We start from the raw sequence: 19,583 nt of genomic DNA, 5'->3' as shown, positions 1-19,583 counted from the left end.
TTGCGGCATCCCACCGTTCAACCTGAGGTTTTCATGATCCGTACCGGTATTTCGTGCCTGGCGCTGTCGCTGGCAATGCTTGCCACCCCCGGCGTGGCGCAGACCGCACCGGCCGCTGCAACGGCCGCCGCGACCGCCGCAGACGCCGACGCGTTCGTCGCCGCGTCGGAAAAGACGCTGTTCGATTTCGGCATCCAATCGAGCCAGGTCAATTGGGTCAACGCGACCTATATCACCGACGATACCGATGCGATGGCCGCGCGGATCAATGCCGAGGGCACCGAGCTGTCGGTCAAGCTCGCGCTGGAAGCCGCCAAGTTCGACAAGGTGCCGGGCCTGTCGTTCGATACGCGGCGCAAGCTTGATCTGCTGCGCGGCGGCATCACGCTGCCCGCGCCGACCACGCCGGGCGCAGCGACCGAGCTCTCGACGCTGGTGACCAAAATGTCCTCCTCCTACGGCAAGGGCAAGGGCACGCTCGACGGTAAGCCGATCAACGGCAGCGATATCGAAGCGGCGATGGGCACGGAGCGCGATCCGGCCAAGTTGAAGGAAATGTGGGTCAGCTGGCACGACAATGTCGGTGCGCCGATGCGCCAGGATTATGCTCGCACGGTCGACATCGCCAACAAGGGCGCAACCGAGCTCGGCTACAAGGATGTCGGCTCGATGTGGCGCGCCGGCTATGACATGAGCCCCGAGGCGTTCGCCGAGCTGACCGACAAATTGTGGCTGGAAGTCGAGCCGCTGTACAAGTCGCTGCACACCTATGTGCGGTGGAAGCTCAACGAGAAATACGGCGACGCCGTCCAGTCCAAGACCGGGCCGATCCGCAGCGATCTGCTGGGCAATATGTGGGCGCAGGAATGGGGCAATATCTATGACGTCGTCGCGCCCAAGGGCGCGGGCGATCTCGGCTTCGACACGACCGAGTTGCTCAAGGCGAAGAATTACGACGCGCTGAAGATGGTCAAGACCGGCGAGGCCTTCTATTCCTCGCTGGGCTTTGCGGCATTGCCCGATACGTTCTGGGCGCGCTCGCAGATCACCAAGCCGGCGGATCGCGAGGTGATCTGCCACGCCTCGGCCTGGGATCTCGACAATAAGGACGATATCCGCATCAAGATGTGCACCAAGGTGAATGGCGACGATTTCGTCACCATCCATCACGAGCTCGGCCACAATTATTACCAGCGCGCCTATCAGAAGCAGCCGCCGCTGTATCTCAACGGCGCCAATGACGGCTTCCACGAAGCGATCGGAGATTTCGTCGCGCTGTCGATCACGCCCAATTATCTCGTGCAGATCGGGCTGCTCGATCAGGCCAGGGTGCCGAGCGCGGACAAGGATATCGGGCTGCTCCTGCGTCAGGCGATGGACAAGGTCGCGTTCCTGCCGTTCGGGCTGCTGATCGACAAATGGCGCTGGGGCGTGTTCGCCGGCGACATTCCGGCGACGGCCTACGAAAAGGGCTGGGACGATCTGCGGCTGAAATATCAGGGTATCGTGCCGCCGGTCGCGCGCGACGAGACCAAGTTCGATCCGGGCGCCAAATATCACGTGCCGGCAAGCACACCCTACACGCGCTATTTTCTCGCGCGACTGCTGCAATTCCAGTTCTACCAGGCGGCGTGCAAACAGGTCGGCTGGAAGGGTCCGCTGCATCGCTGCTCGTTCTACGGCAACAAGGAAGTCGGCGCGAAGCTGAACGCGATGCTTGAAATGGGGCAGAGCAAGCCGTGGCCGGATGCGCTGGAGAAGTTCACCGGCAGCCGCGAGATGTCGGGCAAGGCGATGGTCGCCTATTTCGCGCCGCTCAAGAAGTGGCTCGATGCACAGAACAAGGGGAAGCCGACGGGATGGTGATGTCGGCTATCGCGGCAATGTTGCTCGCCGGCGCGTCGTCCGCGCCGGTGACGGTGGAAATCGTTGCCTCCGGGCATATCGAGACCCCGGCACAGAAATACCGCCTGGCGGCGTCGCTCGATGTCTGCGCCACCTCACAGGCGGCGGCGGATCGGTTGCTGGCCAGTAAAAGCGCGACGATCGATGCAGGGCTTCGCGCGATCGGCGTGGGGCCGGCGGCGGCCTTGACCGGCGGCCTGTCGCTGCCCAATCTGATCAGCGACATGCGGCCGGGCAAGTCGAGCGCGAGCTGCCCGGCGCCCGACATGGCGATCGACGCCGCCGCCAGTGCGACGGACGAGGATCATGCCGATACCAAGGAAGAGGCCGCCGAGTTCGGCGCGAGCAGGAGCTTTTCGCTCGATGCGCCGAACGCCGCGGCAGTCGAGAAGGCGATCGCCCTGCTCGCGGCCAACGGCGCCAAGCCGGGGGACAAGGCGATCCCGATGCTCACCGACGAGGTCGGCGCTAAGCGCGCCGCCAAGCAGCAGGCATTGAACAAGGCGCGTGCCGAGGCCGACAGCTATGCCGCGTTGCTCGGCGGCAAGGCAGTGCTGACGCGGATCAGCGAACGGCAGGAACTCGGCCAGCAGTCGCTCGACTTCATGTCGCAGATCTTCCGCATGTTCGCCAAGGGCGGCGGTAGCGCACCGGACAGCGTGGCGACCGACGTGACGATCACCGTGGAGTTCGCGCTGGACGGCGCGCGCTAGTCACTGCCGCCATCCCCGCAGGCGCGGGGATGGCGGTAGGATGTCATTCCGGGATCGTGCCTTCGTCGGCGATGCCGGCCTGGAACGAGGCGGAGGAATCTGTGCCGTCGGCCTGATGCGCCTTCTGCCCCTTATTGGGCAGCGCCAGATCATTGGCAGGCGTGCTGCCGCGCAAGGCAAGCAGGCCAGCGGTCAGCGCCGCGCCGACGCCACCGACGATCGCGGCAAGGCCCCATTTGCTCGTGCCGGTGCTGGCCGGAGCGGCCTTGGCCGCCGTGCGGCGCCGTGTGGGGGCTTTCGCGGCCGGGGACGTCTTGGCCGCAGTCGTCCGTGATGTTGCTGCCGAGGCGCGCGGCGCTGCCGGCTTGCGCGCGGCCGGCTTCGACGCGGGGGTGCTGCCCGCTGCGGTCTTGCGCGCCGTCTTGCGTGGCGCAGCGGCCTTGCGCGGAGTCGCCGGCTTGCGCGGCGCAGGCGGCTTGGCCGAGGCGGGCGGCGTGTCGGTCGGATCTTTGGGCGGCGTGGCCATTGCGAAGGGACTCCTCGGTCGTTGAGCAAGCGTAACGCATCAACGCGTCAGGGTTTCCGCGAACGCAAGGCAAAGTTGCCCGCTGCCAGCGGCTTACCGGAACGGCGGCTCGTTGAACGCGCGCAGCTTGCGGCTGTGCAGCTTGGCACCCTCGCGGCGCAATTCCTCGCAGGTTTCGATGCCGATGCGCATATGTTCGTTGATCGCGCGTTCGTAGAAGCGGTTGGCTTGCCCCGGTAGCTTGAGTTCGCCGTGCAACGGCTTGTCCGACACGCACAGCAAGGTGCCGTAGGGCACGCGGAAGCGATAGCCCTGCGCGGCGATCGTCGCGCTCTCCATGTCGATGCCGACCGCGCGGCTGAGCGAGAAGCGCAGCGCCGATTTCGAATAGCGCAGCTCCCAGTTGCGATCGTCGGTGGTGACGATCGTGCCGGTGCGCAGCCGGCGTTTGAGCTCGTCCCCGGACTGGCCGGAGATTGTCTCCGCGGCACGCGCCATCGCTACCTGCACCTCGGCGATCGCCGGCACCGGGATCTCCGGCGGCAGCACGTCGTCCAGCACATGGTCGTCGCGCAGGTAAGCGTGCGCGAGCACGTAATCGCCGATCCGCTGGCTGGGGCGGAGACCGCCGCAATGGCCGATCATCAGCCATGCCTCGGGGCGCATCACCGCCAGATGATCGGTGATCGTCTTGGCGTTGGACGGGCCGACGCCGATATTCACCAAAGTGATACCGGTGCGGTCGTCCGCCATCAGGTGATAGGCCGGCATCTGGTGCCGCCGCCACGCGCTGTCACTGACGATCTTATCGGCATCGTCGCCATGGCGGATCATGATCCCGCCGGCGCCCGACAGGCCGGTGAAGCGGCTCGGCGTGCCGTCCGCCGCGGGGGCGAGCTGGCTCGCGCCCCAGCGGACGAACTCGTCGACATAGCGGTGATAGTTAGTGAACAGGATGAAGCGCTGCGAATGCTCGGCCGGCGTGCCCATATAGTGCCGCAGGCGGGCGAGGCTGAAATCGGTGCGCAGCCCGTCGAACAAAGCGAGCGGACGGGTGTCGTCGCTGGCGACCCACAGCCCGTCGGCGATCTCGTCACCGATATGCGCGAGCTCCGTGGCCGGGAAGAAGCGTGCGAGATCGGCGGCGGAGATCTCGTCGAGGCTGAGCGCGTGGCCGGGATCGATCACATACGGGAAGGGGATTTCCTGCCGCCCCTCCACCGCCTGCACCTCGACGTCGTAATCCTCGATCAGCAGTGTCAGCTGCTCGGTCAGGTAATCGGCGAAGATCGCCGGTTTGGTCACGCTGATCCGATAGTCGCCCTCGGTCACGAGCCGGCCGAACGAGCGGATCGGGGCGGGGCGATCATTGCCCCCGCGATAGGTCAGGCGGATCTCGGGATAGGCGAAACTGCCATCGCGGCGCGATTCGGGATCGGGCGTGGTGCCGTCGGCGATATAGGCGGTGAGCGCGGCTTGCAGGCGGTCGACCGACGCGCGGTAGAGCGTGTCGAGTTGGGCTACGATGTCGGAAGCGGTTGTCATCTGCCGGGGCTAAGGCAGGATCGTTACGCTGGCAAGACGGCGGCTGGCCAGCAAAAAGCCCCTCCCCGAGAGGAGGGGCTTTGCCGTATCAGTTCTTCTTGGTGGTCGAGCTCTTCGCGTTCGAGCTCTTCGACGCGGGCTTGCTGTCCTCGAGCAGCTTGCTCACGCCGAACGCGGCGCCGGCCACGGCCGCTGCTGCACCGGCCGCGATTGCCGCTGCCGTCTTGGGATTTTCCTTCGCTGCATCGAGCGCGGTTTCGAATGCGGCGGTGACCGACTTGGTCGCGCTGTCGATCGCTGCGGTGACAGCTTCCTGCGCCTGATCGTAGATCGTCTTGTCGGTGGCAATGCTGTCGTTCGCTGCGGTGGTGGTGTCGCTCATGAGTCGCTCCTATGGTCTGAAGATCGTTACACTAACGCAACCGGAGCCACCGCGTTCCCACGGCTGCACGTGATTTGGCGCAGCCGTGGAACGGGTTGGCCTCAGATCTCGCTGAGCAGATGTTCGGCCGACGAAACGCTGAATTCGCCGGGTTTCTCGACATTCAGCTGCGTCACGACGCCGTCCTCGACCAGCATCGAATAGCGCTGGCTGCGCTTGCCCATGCCGAACTTCGAACCGTCGAAGGTCATGCCGATCGCTTCGGCGAAGTCACCGTTGCCATCCGCCAGCATGGTGATCGCATCGGCGTCGGCGCTCTTGCTCCAGGCGCCCATCACGAAGGCATCGTTGACCGAGGTGAAGGCGATCTCGTCCACGCCCTTGGCCTTCAGCTCGTCGGCCTTGTCGACGAAGCCGGGCAGGTGACGCGCCGAGCAGGTCGGCGTGAACGCGCCGGGGACGGCAACGAGCGCCACCTTGCGGCCCTTGAAATACTCGTCCGAGCTGACCTGGTCCGGCCCGTTGGCGGTAACCTTGGTGATCATGGTGCTGGGAATGCGGTCGCCGACGCTGATCGTCATGAAATGTCTCCTGCGCACCGCGAGAACCGCGGCGTCCCGGCCTACCTCGTATGGCGGGCGCGGGATTTCAAGCATGGCGAGCGGCGGCGCGCGGCGCTAGAACGGCGAAGATATGGAAAGCGCACGTTATCTTACCGGACAGTTCCTCCTCGCCATGCCCGGCATCGGCGATCCGCGCTTCGACCACGCGGCGATCGCGATCTGCGCGCATGACGAGAATGGCGCGATCGGCATCGGCCTGGGCGCGGTGATTCCGGGCCTCGGGCTGCACACCTTGCTCGGGCAATTCGCGATCGACCCGGGCAACGCGCCCGACGCGCCGGTGCATCTCGGCGGCCCGGTCGAGCCGCGGCGCGGTTTCGTCGTGCATTCGACCGATTGGGGCGGGCAGGACACGATCGACGTCGCCGGGCGCTGGGCGCTGTCTGGCACGATCGACGTGCTGCGCGCGATCGCCGCGGGCAGCGGGCCAAGCCGCTTCGTGGTGGCGCTGGGCTATGCCGGTTGGGACGGCGGACAGCTGGATGCCGAACTGGCGCGGCCAGGCTGGTTCAATACACCGGGCGCGCTCGATCTTCTCTACGACACGCCGGCCGAGGAACGTTGGGCGCGCGGTTTTGCGGACGCGGGCGTGGATACGCGCCTGCTGACAAATGGGGCGGGGACCGCCTGACCAGAACATATAAGGATATCTTTATATTTGATCTGGGCGCGCTGGGCGGCTATGGCGCGGCCATGTCGATCGGCGCTGACCGTCTTGATCGATCCAACGATCTGGAGAAGCCCCGTGGCTACCGCCCCCGTACTTGAAACCAACGATTACGTCGTCGCCGACATCAGCCTGGCCGATTTCGGCCGCGCCGAGATCAACATTGCCGAGACCGAGATGCCCGGCCTGATGAGCCTGCGCACCGAATTCGGCGCGTCTCAGCCGCTCAAGGGCGCGCGGATCACCGGTTCGCTGCACATGACGATCCAGACTGCGGTGCTGATCGAGACGCTGACCGCCTTGGGCGCCGACGTTCGCTGGGCGACGTGCAACATCTTCTCGACGCAGGACCATGCCGCCGCCGCGATCGCCGCGTCGGGCGTGCCGGTGTTCGCGATCAAGGGCGAGAGCCTGGCCGATTACTGGAACTATGTCGGCGACATCTTCAGCTGGGATCGCGATGGTTCGGGCCAGACCGCCAACATCATCCTCGATGACGGCGGCGACGCGACGATGTTCGCACTGTGGGGCGCGAAGCTCGAAGCCGGCCACACGATGCCCGAGCCCGAGAATGAGGAAGAGGTCGAGATGCAGCGTGCGCTGAAGGCTTATGTCGCAAAGAACCCCGGCTACCTGACCGAGACCGTCAAGAACCTGAAGGGCGTCTCGGAAGAGACCACCACGGGCGTCCACCGTCTGTACGAGATCGCCAAGAAGGGCGAGCTGCCGTTCCCGGCGATCAACGTCAACGATTCGGTCACCAAGTCGAAGTTCGACAACCTTTATGGCTGCAAGGAGTCGCTGGTCGACGCGATCCGTCGCGCGACCGACGTCATGCTCGCCGGCAAGGTTGCCTGCGTCGCCGGCTTCGGTGACGTCGGCAAGGGTTCGGCCCAGTCGCTCCGCAACGGCGGCGCGCGCGTGATGGTCACCGAAGTCGATCCGATCTGCGCGCTGCAGGCGGCGATGGAGGGCTTCGAGGTCGTGACGATGGAAGAAGCGGTCACGCGGGCGGATATCTTCTGCACGGCGACCGGCAATGCCGACGTCATCACTGCCGATCACATGAAGGCGATGAAGCCGATGTCGATCGTCTGCAACATCGGCCACTTCGATTCGGAGATCCAGATCGCCGCGCTATCGAACTATGAGTGGACCGAAGTGAAGCCGGGCACCGACCTGGTGAAGTTCCCGGATGGCAAGCAGATCATCATCCTGGCAAAGGGTCGCCTGGTAAACCTGGGTTGCGCCACCGGTCACCCGTCGTTCGTGATGTCGGCCTCGTTCACCAACCAGACGCTCGCGCAGATCGAGCTCTGGACCAAGGGCGAGAACTACAAGAACGAAGTCTATGTCCTGCCCAAGCACCTCGACGAGAAGGTCGCGATGCTCCACCTCGAAAAGCTCGGCGTGAAGTTGTCGCAGCTGAGCGAGAAGCAGGCCGGTTATATCGGCGTGCCGGTCGAAGGACCGTTCAAGCCGGATCACTACCGCTACTGAGTATATCGGTTACCGTTTGGGGGAAGGGGCTGCGGAGCGATCCGTGGCCCCTTTCCTTTTGCGGTTGGACTGCACGCCGACCGTGCGGGAGATATGTCCGAATCCGACCTATGTGGTTGTAATGCGACAATATCGTCACAGTTCGAAATTATCTCCTGCAAGGGATTGCGACCGCGCGTCACATCCGGTGGAAGGGGCGTGTCCGGGGGGGCGTATTCTTACTTGAAGGTTTGGATGTCATGACTGTGTTCCGCGCTACAGCCCGCTATGCTGCGGGCTCCGCTCTTGCCGCCATGATGGTTGCGCTCGCTTCGCCGGCATTCGCTCAAGCCGATCCCGCGGCGCAGCCCGATCCCAACACCAATAGCCCGGCCGCAGCCTTGGCTGACCAAACCGAGGTCGACATTGGCACCGACATCGTGGTCACCGGTTCGCGCATCCGCCGCCCCGATTTCGATACGCCGAGCCCGGTCGTCTCGCTCAGCGCGGCGACGATCCAACAGGCGGGTACGACCAACCTGACGGACTTCCTGACCGGCTTTCCCGCACTCCAGGGTTCGTCCACCTCGGCCGACAATTCCGGCAGCGGTGCCGGTATCGGTTTCACCGGGCTCAACCTGCTCAACCTGCGTAACTTGGGTACGGAGCGTACGCTGGTGCTGGTCGATGGCCGTCGCCATGTCGCCTCGGTGCCCGGCAGTCAGTCGGTCGATATCAATACCATTCCCGTCGATCTGGTCGATCGCGTCGACGTGCTGACCGGTGGCGCGTCCGCCGTTTACGGTGCGGACGCGGTGAGCGGCGTCGTCAACATCGTGCTCAAGCAGAATTTTGAGGGCATTTCGGCGCGCGCGCAGGCCGGCATCAGCGAATATGGCGATGCGGGGAAGCGTTTCATCAGCGTCACTGCCGGTAAGAACTTTGCCGACGGGCGCGGCAACATCGCCGTTGCCTACGAATATGGCTCTGAAAGCCGCCTGCAGTCGCGCGATCGCGATCGTCTGACCGGCGCCAACCTGACCGGCTTCTACCGCAACCCGAACGATCCCGAGTTCCAGCCCGGTTATACCGGCGGCGCCAGCAACGGCATCCCGGATCGCATTCCGGCGCGCGATCTGCGCTATAACGATACGGCGCGCGAAGGCGGCATCGACGTCGATTTTGACGGCCTGCCCGATTATATCGTGAATGGTTCCGGCCAGTTGGTGCCGTTCGATGTCGGCACGGTGCTGCAACCCGGCGTCTCGAGTGGTGGCAACGGTACGCGGATCGCCGATTACCAGAATGATCTGCTGCCGAAGTTGAACCGTCACGTGGTCAATGCAGTTGGTCACTTCGATGTGTCGCCGGCACTCACGCTGTTTGCGGAAGGCAAGTACGCCAACAACAAATCGTATTCGCTTGGCCAGCCGTCGTTCGATTATTACCTGCTCATCAACGACGACAATCCCTACCTGCCGGCGTCTTTGGTCGGCAATGGCGGCGTTCTCGTGACGCGGGACAATTTCGATATTGGGCAGCGCGGCGAGAGCATCGAACGTGAAACGTTCCGCGGCGTCATCGGTGCGCGCGGCGCCGTAAGCGAAAATGCGAACTACGAACTGTCCTATGTTTACGGGCAGACCAACGTCACCAATAATTACGTCAATGACGTTTACGACGATCGCTTCCTCTATGCGATCGATGCCGTACGGGATCCGGCGACCGGGCAGGCCACCTGCCGGATCAATCTCGATCCGACCGCCGGTATCGATCAGCCCTATACCGATCGCTACACCGGGGCACCCGCCACGTTCCGCCCCGGCGAATGCGTGCCGTTCAATCTGTTCGGCGATAACGTGTCGAGCCAGGCGTCGCTCGACTTCCTGCGTGCCAACACGACGGATCGTTCGCGCATCCGTCAGCAGGTCGTCAGCGGCTCGTTGTCGGGTGATTTCGGGCAGGTCTTCCGCTTGCCCGGCGGGCCGGTCGGCTTTGCGATCGGTGCCGAATATCGCAAGGAACAGAGCAGCTTCACGCCCGATCCTCTTGCGGCACAGGGGCTAACCTTCACCAACGCGCTGGGCCGCGACAAGGGCTCGTTCGACGTAAAGGAAGTGTTCGGCGAGCTGAAGGCGCCGCTGCTGCGCGACATGCCCTTCGCGCATCGTCTCGAAGTGGGGGCGGCGATTCGCCTGTCGGACTATTCCACGATCGGCCGGACGACGACGTGGAAGGTCGACGGCAGCTGGGCGCCGGTACGCGACATCACGTTCAACGGCACCTATTCGAAGGCCGTGCGCGCACCAAATATCGGCGAACTGTTCGGCGCTCTGTCGCAGACCTTCCAGTTCATTACGGATCCCTGCGATCGCGCGGAAATCCAGAACGGAACGCAATTCCGCGCGGCAAACTGCCAGGCGTTGCTGAGCGGATTGGGCGTGGCCGATCCGGCAGCCTATGTCGACGGGCGAACCTCGAACATTCCGGGCTTCAGCGGTGGCAACGCCAACCTGCGCGAGGAGGAAGCGACGACCTGGACGGCCGGCGCCGTGTTCCAGCCGAGCTTCCTGTCGGGCTTCACGCTTCGTGCGGATTGGTATGACATCAAGCTGAAGAATGCGATCAACACCGTGACGCCGGGGCAGGTAGCACAGTTGTGCGTCGATCAAGCAACACTGGACAATCCGTTCTGTGGCCTGATCACGCGCACCACGACGGCGAGCAACACCGCGGATATCGGTAACATCACGAGCTTCTCTGTCGTGCCGCAGAACGTGGCGAGCTTTGCGACGGCGGGCCTGGACGTCAATCTGAGCTATCGCCTGGATGCCGGTTCGGCCGGTCTCTTCAGCCTGCGGGTGAACGGCAACTATCTCGACAAGCTGGAATTCTTCGGCACGCCGGGCGCAGACGTCACGGACAGCCGGGGCGAGCAGTTTGCGCCGAAATATACCGTCAATTCCGATCTGACGTGGCAGATGGGCAAGCTCACGCTGAACTATGGCCTGTCCTGGTACGACAAGACTTTGCGTTACAGCAATCAGACGGTTGCCGGTAATCCCGACATCGTCGCGAAGGAATATCTTTACCTGAAGGAACTGTGGCAGCACGATATCTACGCGAGCGTGGACGTGAATGACCGCTTCCAGTTCTTCGGCGGCGTCAACAACGTGTTCGGACAGCGGCCTGATATCGGCACGGACTCCTACCCCGTCTCGTCGATCGGTCGTTACATGTTCGCCGGTGCGCGCGTGAAGCTGCCGAGCTTCTGATCGAGCTCGGATGCTGGGCCGGGAGACCATCTCGGCCCATCCAATACCGTTACGAAAAGGCCGGATAGCATCGCTATCCGGCCTTTTTGCTGGCCGGCGGCTGCCGCCGCCGGTCCGCCGGTTGCTGCTTCCGCTGCTGTGACGCAGCGGCTATGACCCTCTCGTGATCCGGAAAGGGCGGCAGTGATCGAGGTTTCGACGTGGGGCAGCGTGACGGCCGGCATCTTCCTGGCCGCGCTGGTCGTCGTTGCCATCTACATGCTGTATATCGGCCTGCGCGCGCGGCGCGGTGCCGCGGCTACGGCAGCGAGCAATGCGCGGCTGGAGGCGCTGCTTGCCGCCGCGCCGGCGCTGGCGATGGTGGTGCGCACCGACGGGCGGGTCGAACTGCCCGAGCGGCTGGCCGACTGGTTCGGCCTGTCGCCGGCGCCGCGCTATCTGGCGGATCTCAGCGCAGGGGACCGGGGGATCGATGCCGCCGATCTCGCTGCGCTCAATGAGGATATTGCTGCCGCGCAAAAGGCCGGGCGGCCGTTTTCGCGCGCGGTGCGGGTGCAGGGATCGGCGCGCGCGCTGATGATCCATGGCGGTCGTGCGCCGCTGGCGCTGCAGGCGCCGGGCGGCGTCGTCCTGTGGGTGTTCGATGCGACCGAGAGCCATAGCGAGATCGCGCGGCTGTCGGCCGAAAGCGCCGGCGCGCAGGCGGCATTCGATGCGCTGACCGGGCTGATCGAGGCGGCGCCGCTGCCGATGTGGTATCGGGGGGCGGATCTTCGGCTGGCGATGGTCAATTCGGCCTATGTCGAGGCGGTCGAGGGCGCCGATGCCGCCGATGTCGTGCGGCGCGGGCTCGAACTGGTCGAAGGATCGGGCATGGGCGGGCCGCTCGCCAATGCAGTCGCCGCGCGCGACAGCGAGACGACGCAGATGCAGGCGATGCCGGCGACGATCCGCGGCGCACGGCGCATGCTCAGGGTGCACGACGTGCCCTTGCCGACCGGCGGCGTGGCCGGCTTTGCCGTCGATATCGAGGATCTCGAACAGGCGCGGGGCGGGATCAAGCGGTTCGGCGATGCGCAGCGTGCGATGCTCGACCGGCTGTCGGCCGGCGTGGTGCAGTTTGCCGCCGACCGGACGATGGTGTTCTGCAACCAGCCATTCCGCCGCCTGTTCGCGATGAAGGCGGAATGGCTGTCCGACCGGCCCGAATTCGATCGTGTGCTGGAGCGGATGCGCGAGGCCAATCGCCTGCCCGAGGTGCGCGATTTTCCGGGCTGGAAGGCGGAGCGGCGCGAGTGGTTTCACGCTGCCGACCCGACATTGGATGGCGCGATCGAGGAGAATTGGCATCTGCCCGGCGGCGTGCACCTGCGCGTCGTGGCGCAGCCACTTCCCGATGGCGGGCTGCTGCTGATCTTCGAGGATCGCACCGAACAGGTCCAGCTGGCCAGCGCGCGCGATACGCTGTTGCGCGTGCGCACCGCGACGTTCGACAATCTCTACGAAGCCCTGGGCGTGTTCGCCGCCGACGGGCGGCTGCAGATCTGGAACAACAAGTTCCGCGCGCTATGGGGCTTCGAAGAGGCGTTTCTGGCGACGCATCCGCGGGTCGATGCGCTAGCCGAGGCGGCGGCGGGCAAGCTCGCCAATCCGGCGCGCGCGGTGCTGATCGGCGACCTGGTACGCGCAGCGACGGTCGAGCGGCAGCAGCGCGGCGGGCGGGTGGCGTTTGCCGACGGGCGGCATTTCGAATTCGCCGCGGTGCCGCTGCCCGACGGCAACGGCCTGTTCACGATGCTCGACATTTCCGACAGCCGGCGGATCGAGCGCGCGCTGCGCGACCGCAACGAGGCGCTGGAGGCGGCGGATCGCGTGAAGACCGCGTTCGTCGCCAATATGAGCTATGAACTGCGCACGCCTTTGACCTCGATCAGCGGGTTCGCCGAGATGCTGAGCGCAGGCTATGCCGGCCCGCTGAGCGCGGATGCGGACGGTTATGTCGCGGCGATCCTCGAATCGGTCGAGCGGCTTGGCGGGCTGGTCGATGAAGTGCTCGATCTGACGCAGGAGGATGGCAAGGCGCCACGGCTCGACATCCGCGAGATCGATCTGGTGCGCGTGGCGCGACTGGCCGCGCAAGCGGCGCAGCCGGCGATGAAGCGCAAGAAGCTCGATTTCGCGGTCGAGATCATGCCGTCGACCGGCATGATCCGCGGTGATGCCGATCGCCTGCGGCAGGTGATCGAGCATCTGTTGAAACATGCTGTGGCCGGGACGCCGGAGGGCGGGCGGATCCTGCTGCACACCGACGGCAATGCGGCGTCGGCGCGGATCGTGGTGTCGGACGACGGCACGGGGATGGATGCGGCGGCGGTGGGGCGTGCGTTCGACCGCTTTGCCCAGCCCGATGTCAGCCGCGGCGGCGAACGCGCGCTGGGGCTCGGGCTGCCGCTGGCGAAGCAGTTCGTCGAGGCGCATGGCGGGACGATCGATCTGGTGTCGGAGCCGGGCGAGGGGACGCTGATCACCGTGGAAGTGCCGCGGCGGTAGCTTGCACGATGTCGGTCATGCGCATACGATGTGCGCATGCAGGAGGCGCATATGTCTGGTTCAGTTCGTGAAGCCCGCACGCCGTTTAGGCGACCGACAAATGTGTCGTTGGACGCGTCGCTGATCGACGAAGCCAAAGCGTTGGGCATCAATGTCTCGCGGGCCTGCGAGGAGGGGCTCGCGAAGCAGATCGCCAGCGCGCGACGGACACGGTGGATGGAGGAGAATGCGGAAGCGATGGCGGCATCCAATGCCTATGTCGCCGAACACGGCCTGCCGCTCGAAAAGTACCGGCTGTTTTGATGGCACGGTTCGACGTCTACCGAAGCGAAGGGGGGGGCGGCTATTTGCTGGATTGCCAATCCGACATGTTGATGACCCTTGAAACCAAGCTGATGGTGCCGCTCTTCCGGTATGAGGATGCGCCGATGCCGATCGCGCGGCTAAACCCCGTGTTCGAGGTGAATGGCGACCGGGTGGTGATGATGACGCAATACGCGTCGGCCATTCGGGCCAGCCACATCGGGATGCGGGTGCACAATCTGGATCATATGCATGATGCCGTGCGGGATGCCTTCGATACCTTGCTGGTCGGATATTGAACTTGGATAAAATCCTCGGCGATGCGGCCGCCACGGAACAGCTTGGCATCAGGCTGGCTGCGCTGGTGGCGGCGGGCGACGTTATCACGCTCAGCGGTCCGCTCGGTGCGGGCAAGACGAGCGTCGCGCGGGGGCTGCTTGCCGCGCTGGGGCTGGCGGGTGAGGCGCCCTCTCCGAGCTTCGCCATCGTCCAGCCCTATGCGCCGCCGGAGGTACGGCTGCCGGTGCTGCATATCGATCTGTATCGCATCGACGATCCGGACGAGCTCGAGGAACTGGGGCTCGACGATGCGGCGGAGGAGTCGGTGCTGATCGTCGAATGGCCGGAACGCGCGCCGGGGCATTGGCCCGAGGCACTCGCGCTGACGCTGGAGATCCTCCCCAACGGGACGCGCCGCTTGACAGCCGAGGTGCCGGCGGCATGGAAGGCGCGATGGCAGCAGATATGAACCCGCCGGCCGGTGCGGCCGAATTCCTCTCCGCGAACGGCTGGGGCGGGGCGGTGATTTCGCCTGTCGCGGGCGACGCCTCCTTCCGGCGCTATTTCCGCGCCAGCGATGGCGCGCGCAGCGCGATCCTGATGGATGCGCCGCCGCCTCATGAAGATCCACGGCCGTTCATCGCGATCGCCGAGTGGCTGGTCGAACGCGGGTTTGCCGCGCCGGCGATCCACGGCGTGGATTTGGCACAGGGCCTGGTGCTGATCGACGATTTCGGCGACGTGCGGATGCGCGAGACGGTCGATGCCGTGCCGGAAAGCGCGCTCCGGCTGTACGAAGCGGCAATCGACGTGCTGATCCGGCTGCGCGGTCATGCGGCGGGCGATGTGCCACCCTATGATGGCGCGGTACTGCACCGCGAGGCCAATCTGCTGACCGAATGGTATTGCCCGGCAGTGGGGATCGTGCCGGATCAGGCGGGCTACGACGCGGCCTGGGATGCGGTGATCGATGTTGCGCTGGCCGGGCCCAGCGTGACCGTATTGCGCGATTATCATGCCGAGAATCTGATGCTGATCACCGGCGGCGAAACCCTCGGCCTGCTCGATTTCCAGGACGCGCTGGCCGGCCACCCGGCCTATGATCTGGTGTCGCTGTTGCAGGATGCGCGGCGCGACGTGGACCCGGCGCTGGAGGCGGCGATGCTCGATCGCTATCGGCGGATCACCGGCGAGGGCGAGGCGTTCGACGCCGCCTATCATGTGCTCGGTGCGCAGCGGAACGCCAAGATTGTCGGCATCTTCACGCGGCTGTGGCGGCGCGACGGCAAGACCCGCTACGCCACTTTGTGTCCACGCGTGTGGGGCTATCTCGAGCGCGATCTCGCGCATCCGGCATTGGCGCCGGTCAAGGCATGGTTCGATGCCAATATTCCCGCCGCGCTGAGGGGCGATCCGATGGTGCTCTCGGCATGAACGTGCTCGCAATCCGGCCCGATCCGGGCGGCGTGGTGCCGGAAACGGCGATGGTGATGGCGGCGGGCCTCGGCAAGCGGATGCGCCCGTTGACCGCAACGCGGCCCAAGCCCTTGGTCGAAGTGGGCGGCAAGGCATTGATCGACCATGCGTTCGATCGGCTGCGCGCCGCCGGCGTCAAGCGCGCGGTGGTCAATGTGCATTATCTCGCCGATGCGCTGGAGGCGCATCTGTCGCATCGCGTGAAGGGGATCGACGTGGTTGTCTCGGACGAGCGGACGGCGCTGATGGAAACGGGCGGCGGGATCGTGCAGGCGCGCGACATGATCGGCGATGCACCTTTCGTGGTGGTCAACTCGGACAACCTTTGGCTCGATGGGCCGACCGATGCGATCAAGGCGCTGGCCGCGGCGTGGGACGACGACAAGATGGACGCGCTGCTGCTGATGGTGCCGCTGGCGCGCGCGCATTGCCACGGTGGGCAGGGTGATTTCCGCCTCGCGCCGGACGGTCGGATCACCGGGCGGCGCCAGCCGGGCCGCGTGGCACCGTTCGTCTATACGGGCGTGCAAATCCTGTCGCCACGCGTGATCCGGGAATGGCCTGAGGGGCCGTTCTCGACCATGTTGTTTTGGGAACGCGCGATCGCCGTCGGACGGGCCTATGGCGTGGTACACCAAGGCCTGTGGTTCGATGTCGGCACACCGCAGGCGATCCCCTATGCCGAAACGATGATGGCGGATGGCTGAGGGCCGCAAGCCCGCCCTCTATACGATCCCGGCGCACAGGGCTTTCGCCGACGCGCTGGCCGCCGGGCTGATCCGCCGCTCCGGGGGGGATCGCATGCGGCTCGCCCGTGGGCTGGTGCTGCTGCCCAACAACCGCGCCAAGCGCGCGGTGACCGATGCCTTCGTGCGCGCGAGCGATGGCGGGCTGCTGCTGCCGCGGCTGGTGGCGATCGGCGATCCCGAACTGGACGAAGCGGCCGGCGCGGCGATCGATCCGGCGGACGATGCCGATCCGGTGATGCCGGCGGTGGCGCCGCTCGAACGACGGATGATCCTCGCCCGGCTGGTGTCGGAAGAGCGCGGCAAGGCTGGGCAGCCGGTCGATGCGGCGGAAGCGGTGCGGCTGGCAGGGGAATTGGCGCGCACGCTGGATCAGTTGCTGGTTGAGGAAGTGCGCCCGGCGCGGTTGCGCGAACTGGAACTGACCGAGGAATTGTCCAGCCACTGGCAGAAGTCGCTCGCGCTGTTCGGGATCGTGCTGGACCGCTGGCCGGATGAACTGGCGCGGTTGAAGCGGATCGATCTGGCGACGCGGCGGGCGCTGCTGCTGGATCGTCTGACGGCGCGCTGGAAGGCCACGCCACCCAGCAGCTTCGTGTGCGCCGCGGGGATCATCGATAGTGCGCCGGCGGTGGCGCGGTTGTTGCGCTGCGTGTCGGAATTGCCCGCCGGATTGGTGGTGCTGGCGGATCTGGCGACCGGGATGGACGACAGCGAGTGGCAGGCGCTGGGGCCGCATGCGCCGGATCCGGTGACCGGTCGGCGCAAGCGGTCGATCGAAACGCATCCGCAATTCCATCTCAAGCTGCTGCTGGAGCGGATGAGCGTCAACCGCGGCGAGTTCGCCACGTGGCGCGACGGCAGCGATCACGACGCGACGATCGCGCGGGGCCGGGCAGTGGCCAATGCGCTGGCCCCGGCGGAGTTTACCGGCAAATGGACCGAGCTGCCGGCGGATCAAAGGCGGCTGTCGGGGATCGCCGCGGCGGAACTGGCGACCCCGGCGGAGGAAGCGCAGGCGATCGCGCTGGCGCTGCGCGAGGCGCTGGAGACGGCGGGGCGGACTGCGGCCCTGGTTACACCGGATCGCGGACTGGCGCGGCGCGTGGCGGCGCACATGCAGCGCTGGGGTGTGGAGATCGACGATACCGCGGGGCGGCCCTTGTCGATTCTGCCCAGCGGCACCTTGCTGACCGCTTTGGCCGAGGCGGCGGTCCAGCGCTTTGCGCCGCTCGCGCTGCTGGCGCTGCTCAAACATCCCTTGGTGCGTGCGGGCACGGAGCGGATGGCCTGGCTGAATGGCGCGCGCGCGTTGGATCGGGTGCTGCGGGGGCCGAGGCCGGCGGCGGGGCTGGCGGGAATCGACGCGCATCTTGCCGATGCGCCGGAGCGTGAGGCGCGGCGCCGGGCCGAAGCCGCGGCTTGGTGGCCGGAGGCGCGCGCGCTGCTCACACCGATCGAAAAGGTGTTCGAGAGCGGCGCTCAGCCCTTGCCGGCGATGATCGCGGCGTTGCGCGAGGCCGCACAGGCCCTGTGTGGAGACGCGCTATGGGGTGGGCCGGCCGGTCGCGCAGCAGCAGAATTCCTGGCCGAGCTGGAAGTGCAGGCGGCGAACGGGCCGCCGGTGATCGATCCGGACAGCCTGGCACCGTTGCTCAAGACCTTGATGGACGAAATGGCGGTACGGCCGGCGCAGGGCGGGCATCCGCGGCTGGCGATCTACGGCCTGATCGAGGCACGGTTGCAGACCGCCGATCTGATGATCCTGAGCGGCTTGAACGAAGGCACCTGGCCGGGCCAGCCGGCGCCCGATCCGTGGCTCGCGCCGCGCATCCGCAGCGAACTCGGCTTGCCGGGGCTCGAGCGGCGTGTCGGCTTGGCGGCGCACGATCTGGCGGGGGCGCTGGGCGCGCCGGCGGCACTGCTGACGCGCGCGCGCCGCGATGCCAAGTCGCCGGCGATCGCCTCGCGCTTCTGGCTACGGCTGCAGGCGCTGGCTGGCGACCGGTTCGACCGGGCACGTGTGCTTGAGGGATGGACGCGCGCGCTCGACGATCCCGGCGTGCACGAGCCCGCCGCGCATCCCAAGCCGTCGCCCGCCGCCGACCTGCGCCCGACGCGGATTGCGGTCACCGATGTCGATCGGCTCAAGGCCGATCCGTACGCTTTCTACGCCAAACGCATCCTGCGGCTGGCATCGCTCGATCCGGTCGATGCCGATCCCAGTGCGGCGTGGCGCGGCACGGCGGTGCACGACGTGCTCGAAGCATGGGCGCGCGAGGACCAGTGCGACCCGCTGGCGTTGCGCGCCCGGGCGCTCGACATGCTCGACGACGAGCGCACCCATCCGATGATGCGCGCCTTGTGGCAGCCGCGGCTGATGGAGGCGATCGACTGGATCTCGGCCAAGATCATCGAGGGGGCAGAAGCCGGGCGCAGCGTGCTGGCGGTGGAGCAGGAGGGCAAGATGCCGATCGCCGGCGTCACGCTGACCGGCAAGTTCGACCGCATCGATCGCATGCCGGACGGCGGATTGGCGGTGATCGACTACAAGACCGGGCAACCGCCCTCTGCCGCGGCGTTGCGCGCGGGGTTCAGCCTGCAGCTCGGGCTGCTCGGCCTGATCGCCGAACATGGCGGCTATGACGGGATCAAAGGCACCGCGACGGCGTTCGAATATTGGTCGCTGGGGCGCAAGGGTGATGGCTTCGGTTATGTCACCACCCCGGTCGATCCGGAGGGCAAGCGCGATCGCATTCCGACTGCGGAGTTCACCCAGACCGCGGCGCATCACTTTGCCGAGGCGGTGCGGACCTGGCTGACGGGGGATGCGCCGTTCGAGGCCAAGCTGCACCCGGAATTCGCGCCGTATGCGGAATATGATCAATTGATGCGGCTGGACGAATGGTATGGCCGTGAGGGTTGATTTGGTTCGCGCGGCGGCGCGGAGGCGCGGAGGTGGGCATGTCGGGCGCGTGAGTCACCGTTCTCCTGCGCACGCAGGAGCCCAGGGTACCGAGCGCAACGCTTGTGGCTCTGGGCCCCTGCTTTCGCAGGGGAACACGGGATTGACCGTTCGGCCGAGACGGGGACCGCTCAAGTCCGGGATGACGG

At 66.0% G+C, this 19,583-nt stretch carries 16 protein-coding genes; 12 read left to right on the top strand and 4 right to left on the bottom strand.

Translation table 11 applies throughout. The annotated features are described in order from the left end of the window. Window positions 1–33: 33 nt before the first annotated feature. Together NV401_RS15420 and NV401_RS15415 are read left to right on the top strand one after the other, a co-directional pair. Window positions 34–1,866, top strand: a complete 1,833-nt coding sequence (locus tag NV401_RS15420; protein ID WP_261295336.1) for a M2 family metallopeptidase — start codon at window positions 34–36, stop codon at window positions 1,864–1,866. Further along, complete coding sequence (locus NV401_RS15415; protein WP_261295335.1) at window positions 1,860–2,618, top strand: SIMPL domain-containing protein; 759 nt, start codon at window positions 1,860–1,862, stop codon at window positions 2,616–2,618. Before NV401_RS15420 ends, NV401_RS15415 begins: the two co-directional genes overlap by 7 nt. 43 nt (window positions 2,619–2,661) lie before the next feature. Here NV401_RS15415 and NV401_RS15410 read toward each other — a convergent pair whose 3' ends face one another. The 4 genes from NV401_RS15410 to NV401_RS15395 all read right to left on the bottom strand — a co-directional run bounded on the left by NV401_RS15410 (window position 2,662) and on the right by NV401_RS15395 (window position 5,652). Beyond that, window positions 2,662–3,144, bottom strand: coding sequence for a hypothetical protein (locus tag NV401_RS15410; RefSeq protein WP_261295334.1), 483 nt, complete (start codon window positions 3,142–3,144; stop codon window positions 2,662–2,664). Window positions 3,145–3,237: 93 nt separating this feature from the next. Next, entirely contained in the window at window positions 3,238–4,689 is a 1,452-nt protein-coding gene (locus NV401_RS15405) for an AMP nucleosidase (protein ID WP_261295333.1), read from the bottom strand. A gap of 88 nt (window positions 4,690–4,777) precedes the next feature. Next, a complete protein-coding gene (locus tag NV401_RS15400) occupies window positions 4,778–5,071 on the bottom strand; it encodes a hypothetical protein (protein ID WP_261295332.1) in 294 nt (97 codons plus the stop codon). Window positions 5,072–5,172: 101 nt separating this feature from the next. Next, window positions 5,173–5,652, bottom strand: a complete 480-nt coding sequence (locus NV401_RS15395) for a peroxiredoxin (RefSeq protein ID WP_261295331.1) — start codon at window positions 5,650–5,652, stop codon at window positions 5,173–5,175. 112 nt (window positions 5,653–5,764) lie between these two features. On the opposite strand from NV401_RS15395, the gene NV401_RS15390 reads away from it, so the two are divergent. The 10 genes from NV401_RS15390 to addB all read left to right on the top strand — a co-directional run bounded on the left by NV401_RS15390 (window position 5,765) and on the right by addB (window position 19,395). Further along, a complete protein-coding gene (locus tag NV401_RS15390; RefSeq protein ID WP_261295330.1) occupies window positions 5,765–6,325 on the top strand; it encodes a YqgE/AlgH family protein in 561 nt (186 codons plus the stop codon). Window positions 6,326–6,439: 114 nt separating this feature from the next. Continuing rightward, window positions 6,440–7,861: an adenosylhomocysteinase gene (gene ahcY, locus NV401_RS15385; RefSeq protein WP_261295329.1), complete on the top strand. Its 1,422-nt coding sequence runs from the start codon at window positions 6,440–6,442 to the stop codon at window positions 7,859–7,861. A gap of 239 nt (window positions 7,862–8,100) precedes the next feature. Next, window positions 8,101–11,115: a TonB-dependent receptor plug domain-containing protein gene (locus NV401_RS15380; protein WP_261295328.1), complete on the top strand. Its 3,015-nt coding sequence runs from the start codon at window positions 8,101–8,103 to the stop codon at window positions 11,113–11,115. A 183-nt stretch (window positions 11,116–11,298) separates the two neighbouring features. Then, window positions 11,299–13,665 carry a sensor histidine kinase gene (locus NV401_RS15375; protein WP_380816403.1) on the top strand — a complete coding sequence of 789 codons (2,367 nt, stop codon included), beginning with the start codon at window positions 11,299–11,301 and terminating at the stop codon, window positions 13,663–13,665. A gap of 51 nt (window positions 13,666–13,716) precedes the next feature. After that, window positions 13,717–13,968: a type II toxin-antitoxin system CcdA family antitoxin gene (locus tag NV401_RS15370; RefSeq protein WP_261295327.1), complete on the top strand. Its 252-nt coding sequence runs from the start codon at window positions 13,717–13,719 to the stop codon at window positions 13,966–13,968. Beyond that, the gene (locus tag NV401_RS15365; protein ID WP_261295326.1) at window positions 13,968–14,267 is read left to right on the top strand and encodes a CcdB family protein; all 300 of its coding nucleotides are present in this window, start codon (window positions 13,968–13,970) and stop codon (window positions 14,265–14,267) included. The genes NV401_RS15370 and NV401_RS15365 overlap by 1 nt, the downstream gene beginning before the upstream one ends. A 2-nt stretch (window positions 14,268–14,269) precedes the next feature. Beyond that, window positions 14,270–14,716, top strand: coding sequence for a tRNA (adenosine(37)-N6)-threonylcarbamoyltransferase complex ATPase subunit type 1 TsaE (gene tsaE, locus NV401_RS15360; protein WP_261295325.1), 447 nt, complete (start codon window positions 14,270–14,272; stop codon window positions 14,714–14,716). Further along, complete coding sequence (locus tag NV401_RS15355; RefSeq protein WP_261295446.1) at window positions 14,713–15,681, top strand: aminoglycoside phosphotransferase family protein; 969 nt, start codon at window positions 14,713–14,715, stop codon at window positions 15,679–15,681. Before tsaE ends, NV401_RS15355 begins: the two co-directional genes overlap by 4 nt. Next, the gene (locus NV401_RS15350; protein WP_261295324.1) at window positions 15,678–16,430 is read left to right on the top strand and encodes a nucleotidyltransferase family protein; all 753 of its coding nucleotides are present in this window, start codon (window positions 15,678–15,680) and stop codon (window positions 16,428–16,430) included. Before NV401_RS15355 ends, NV401_RS15350 begins: the two co-directional genes overlap by 4 nt. After that, window positions 16,423–19,395: a double-strand break repair protein AddB gene (addB, locus tag NV401_RS15345; protein ID WP_261295323.1), complete on the top strand. Its 2,973-nt coding sequence runs from the start codon at window positions 16,423–16,425 to the stop codon at window positions 19,393–19,395. The genes NV401_RS15350 and addB overlap by 8 nt, the downstream gene beginning before the upstream one ends. Window positions 19,396–19,583: the final 188 nt, after the last annotated feature.

This window comes from Sphingomonas hylomeconis, from assembly GCF_025370105.1.
GTDB classification, from domain to species: domain Bacteria; phylum Pseudomonadota; class Alphaproteobacteria; order Sphingomonadales; family Sphingomonadaceae; genus Sphingomonas; species Sphingomonas hylomeconis.
This window is presented reverse-complemented; position numbering and strand designations above follow the sequence as displayed.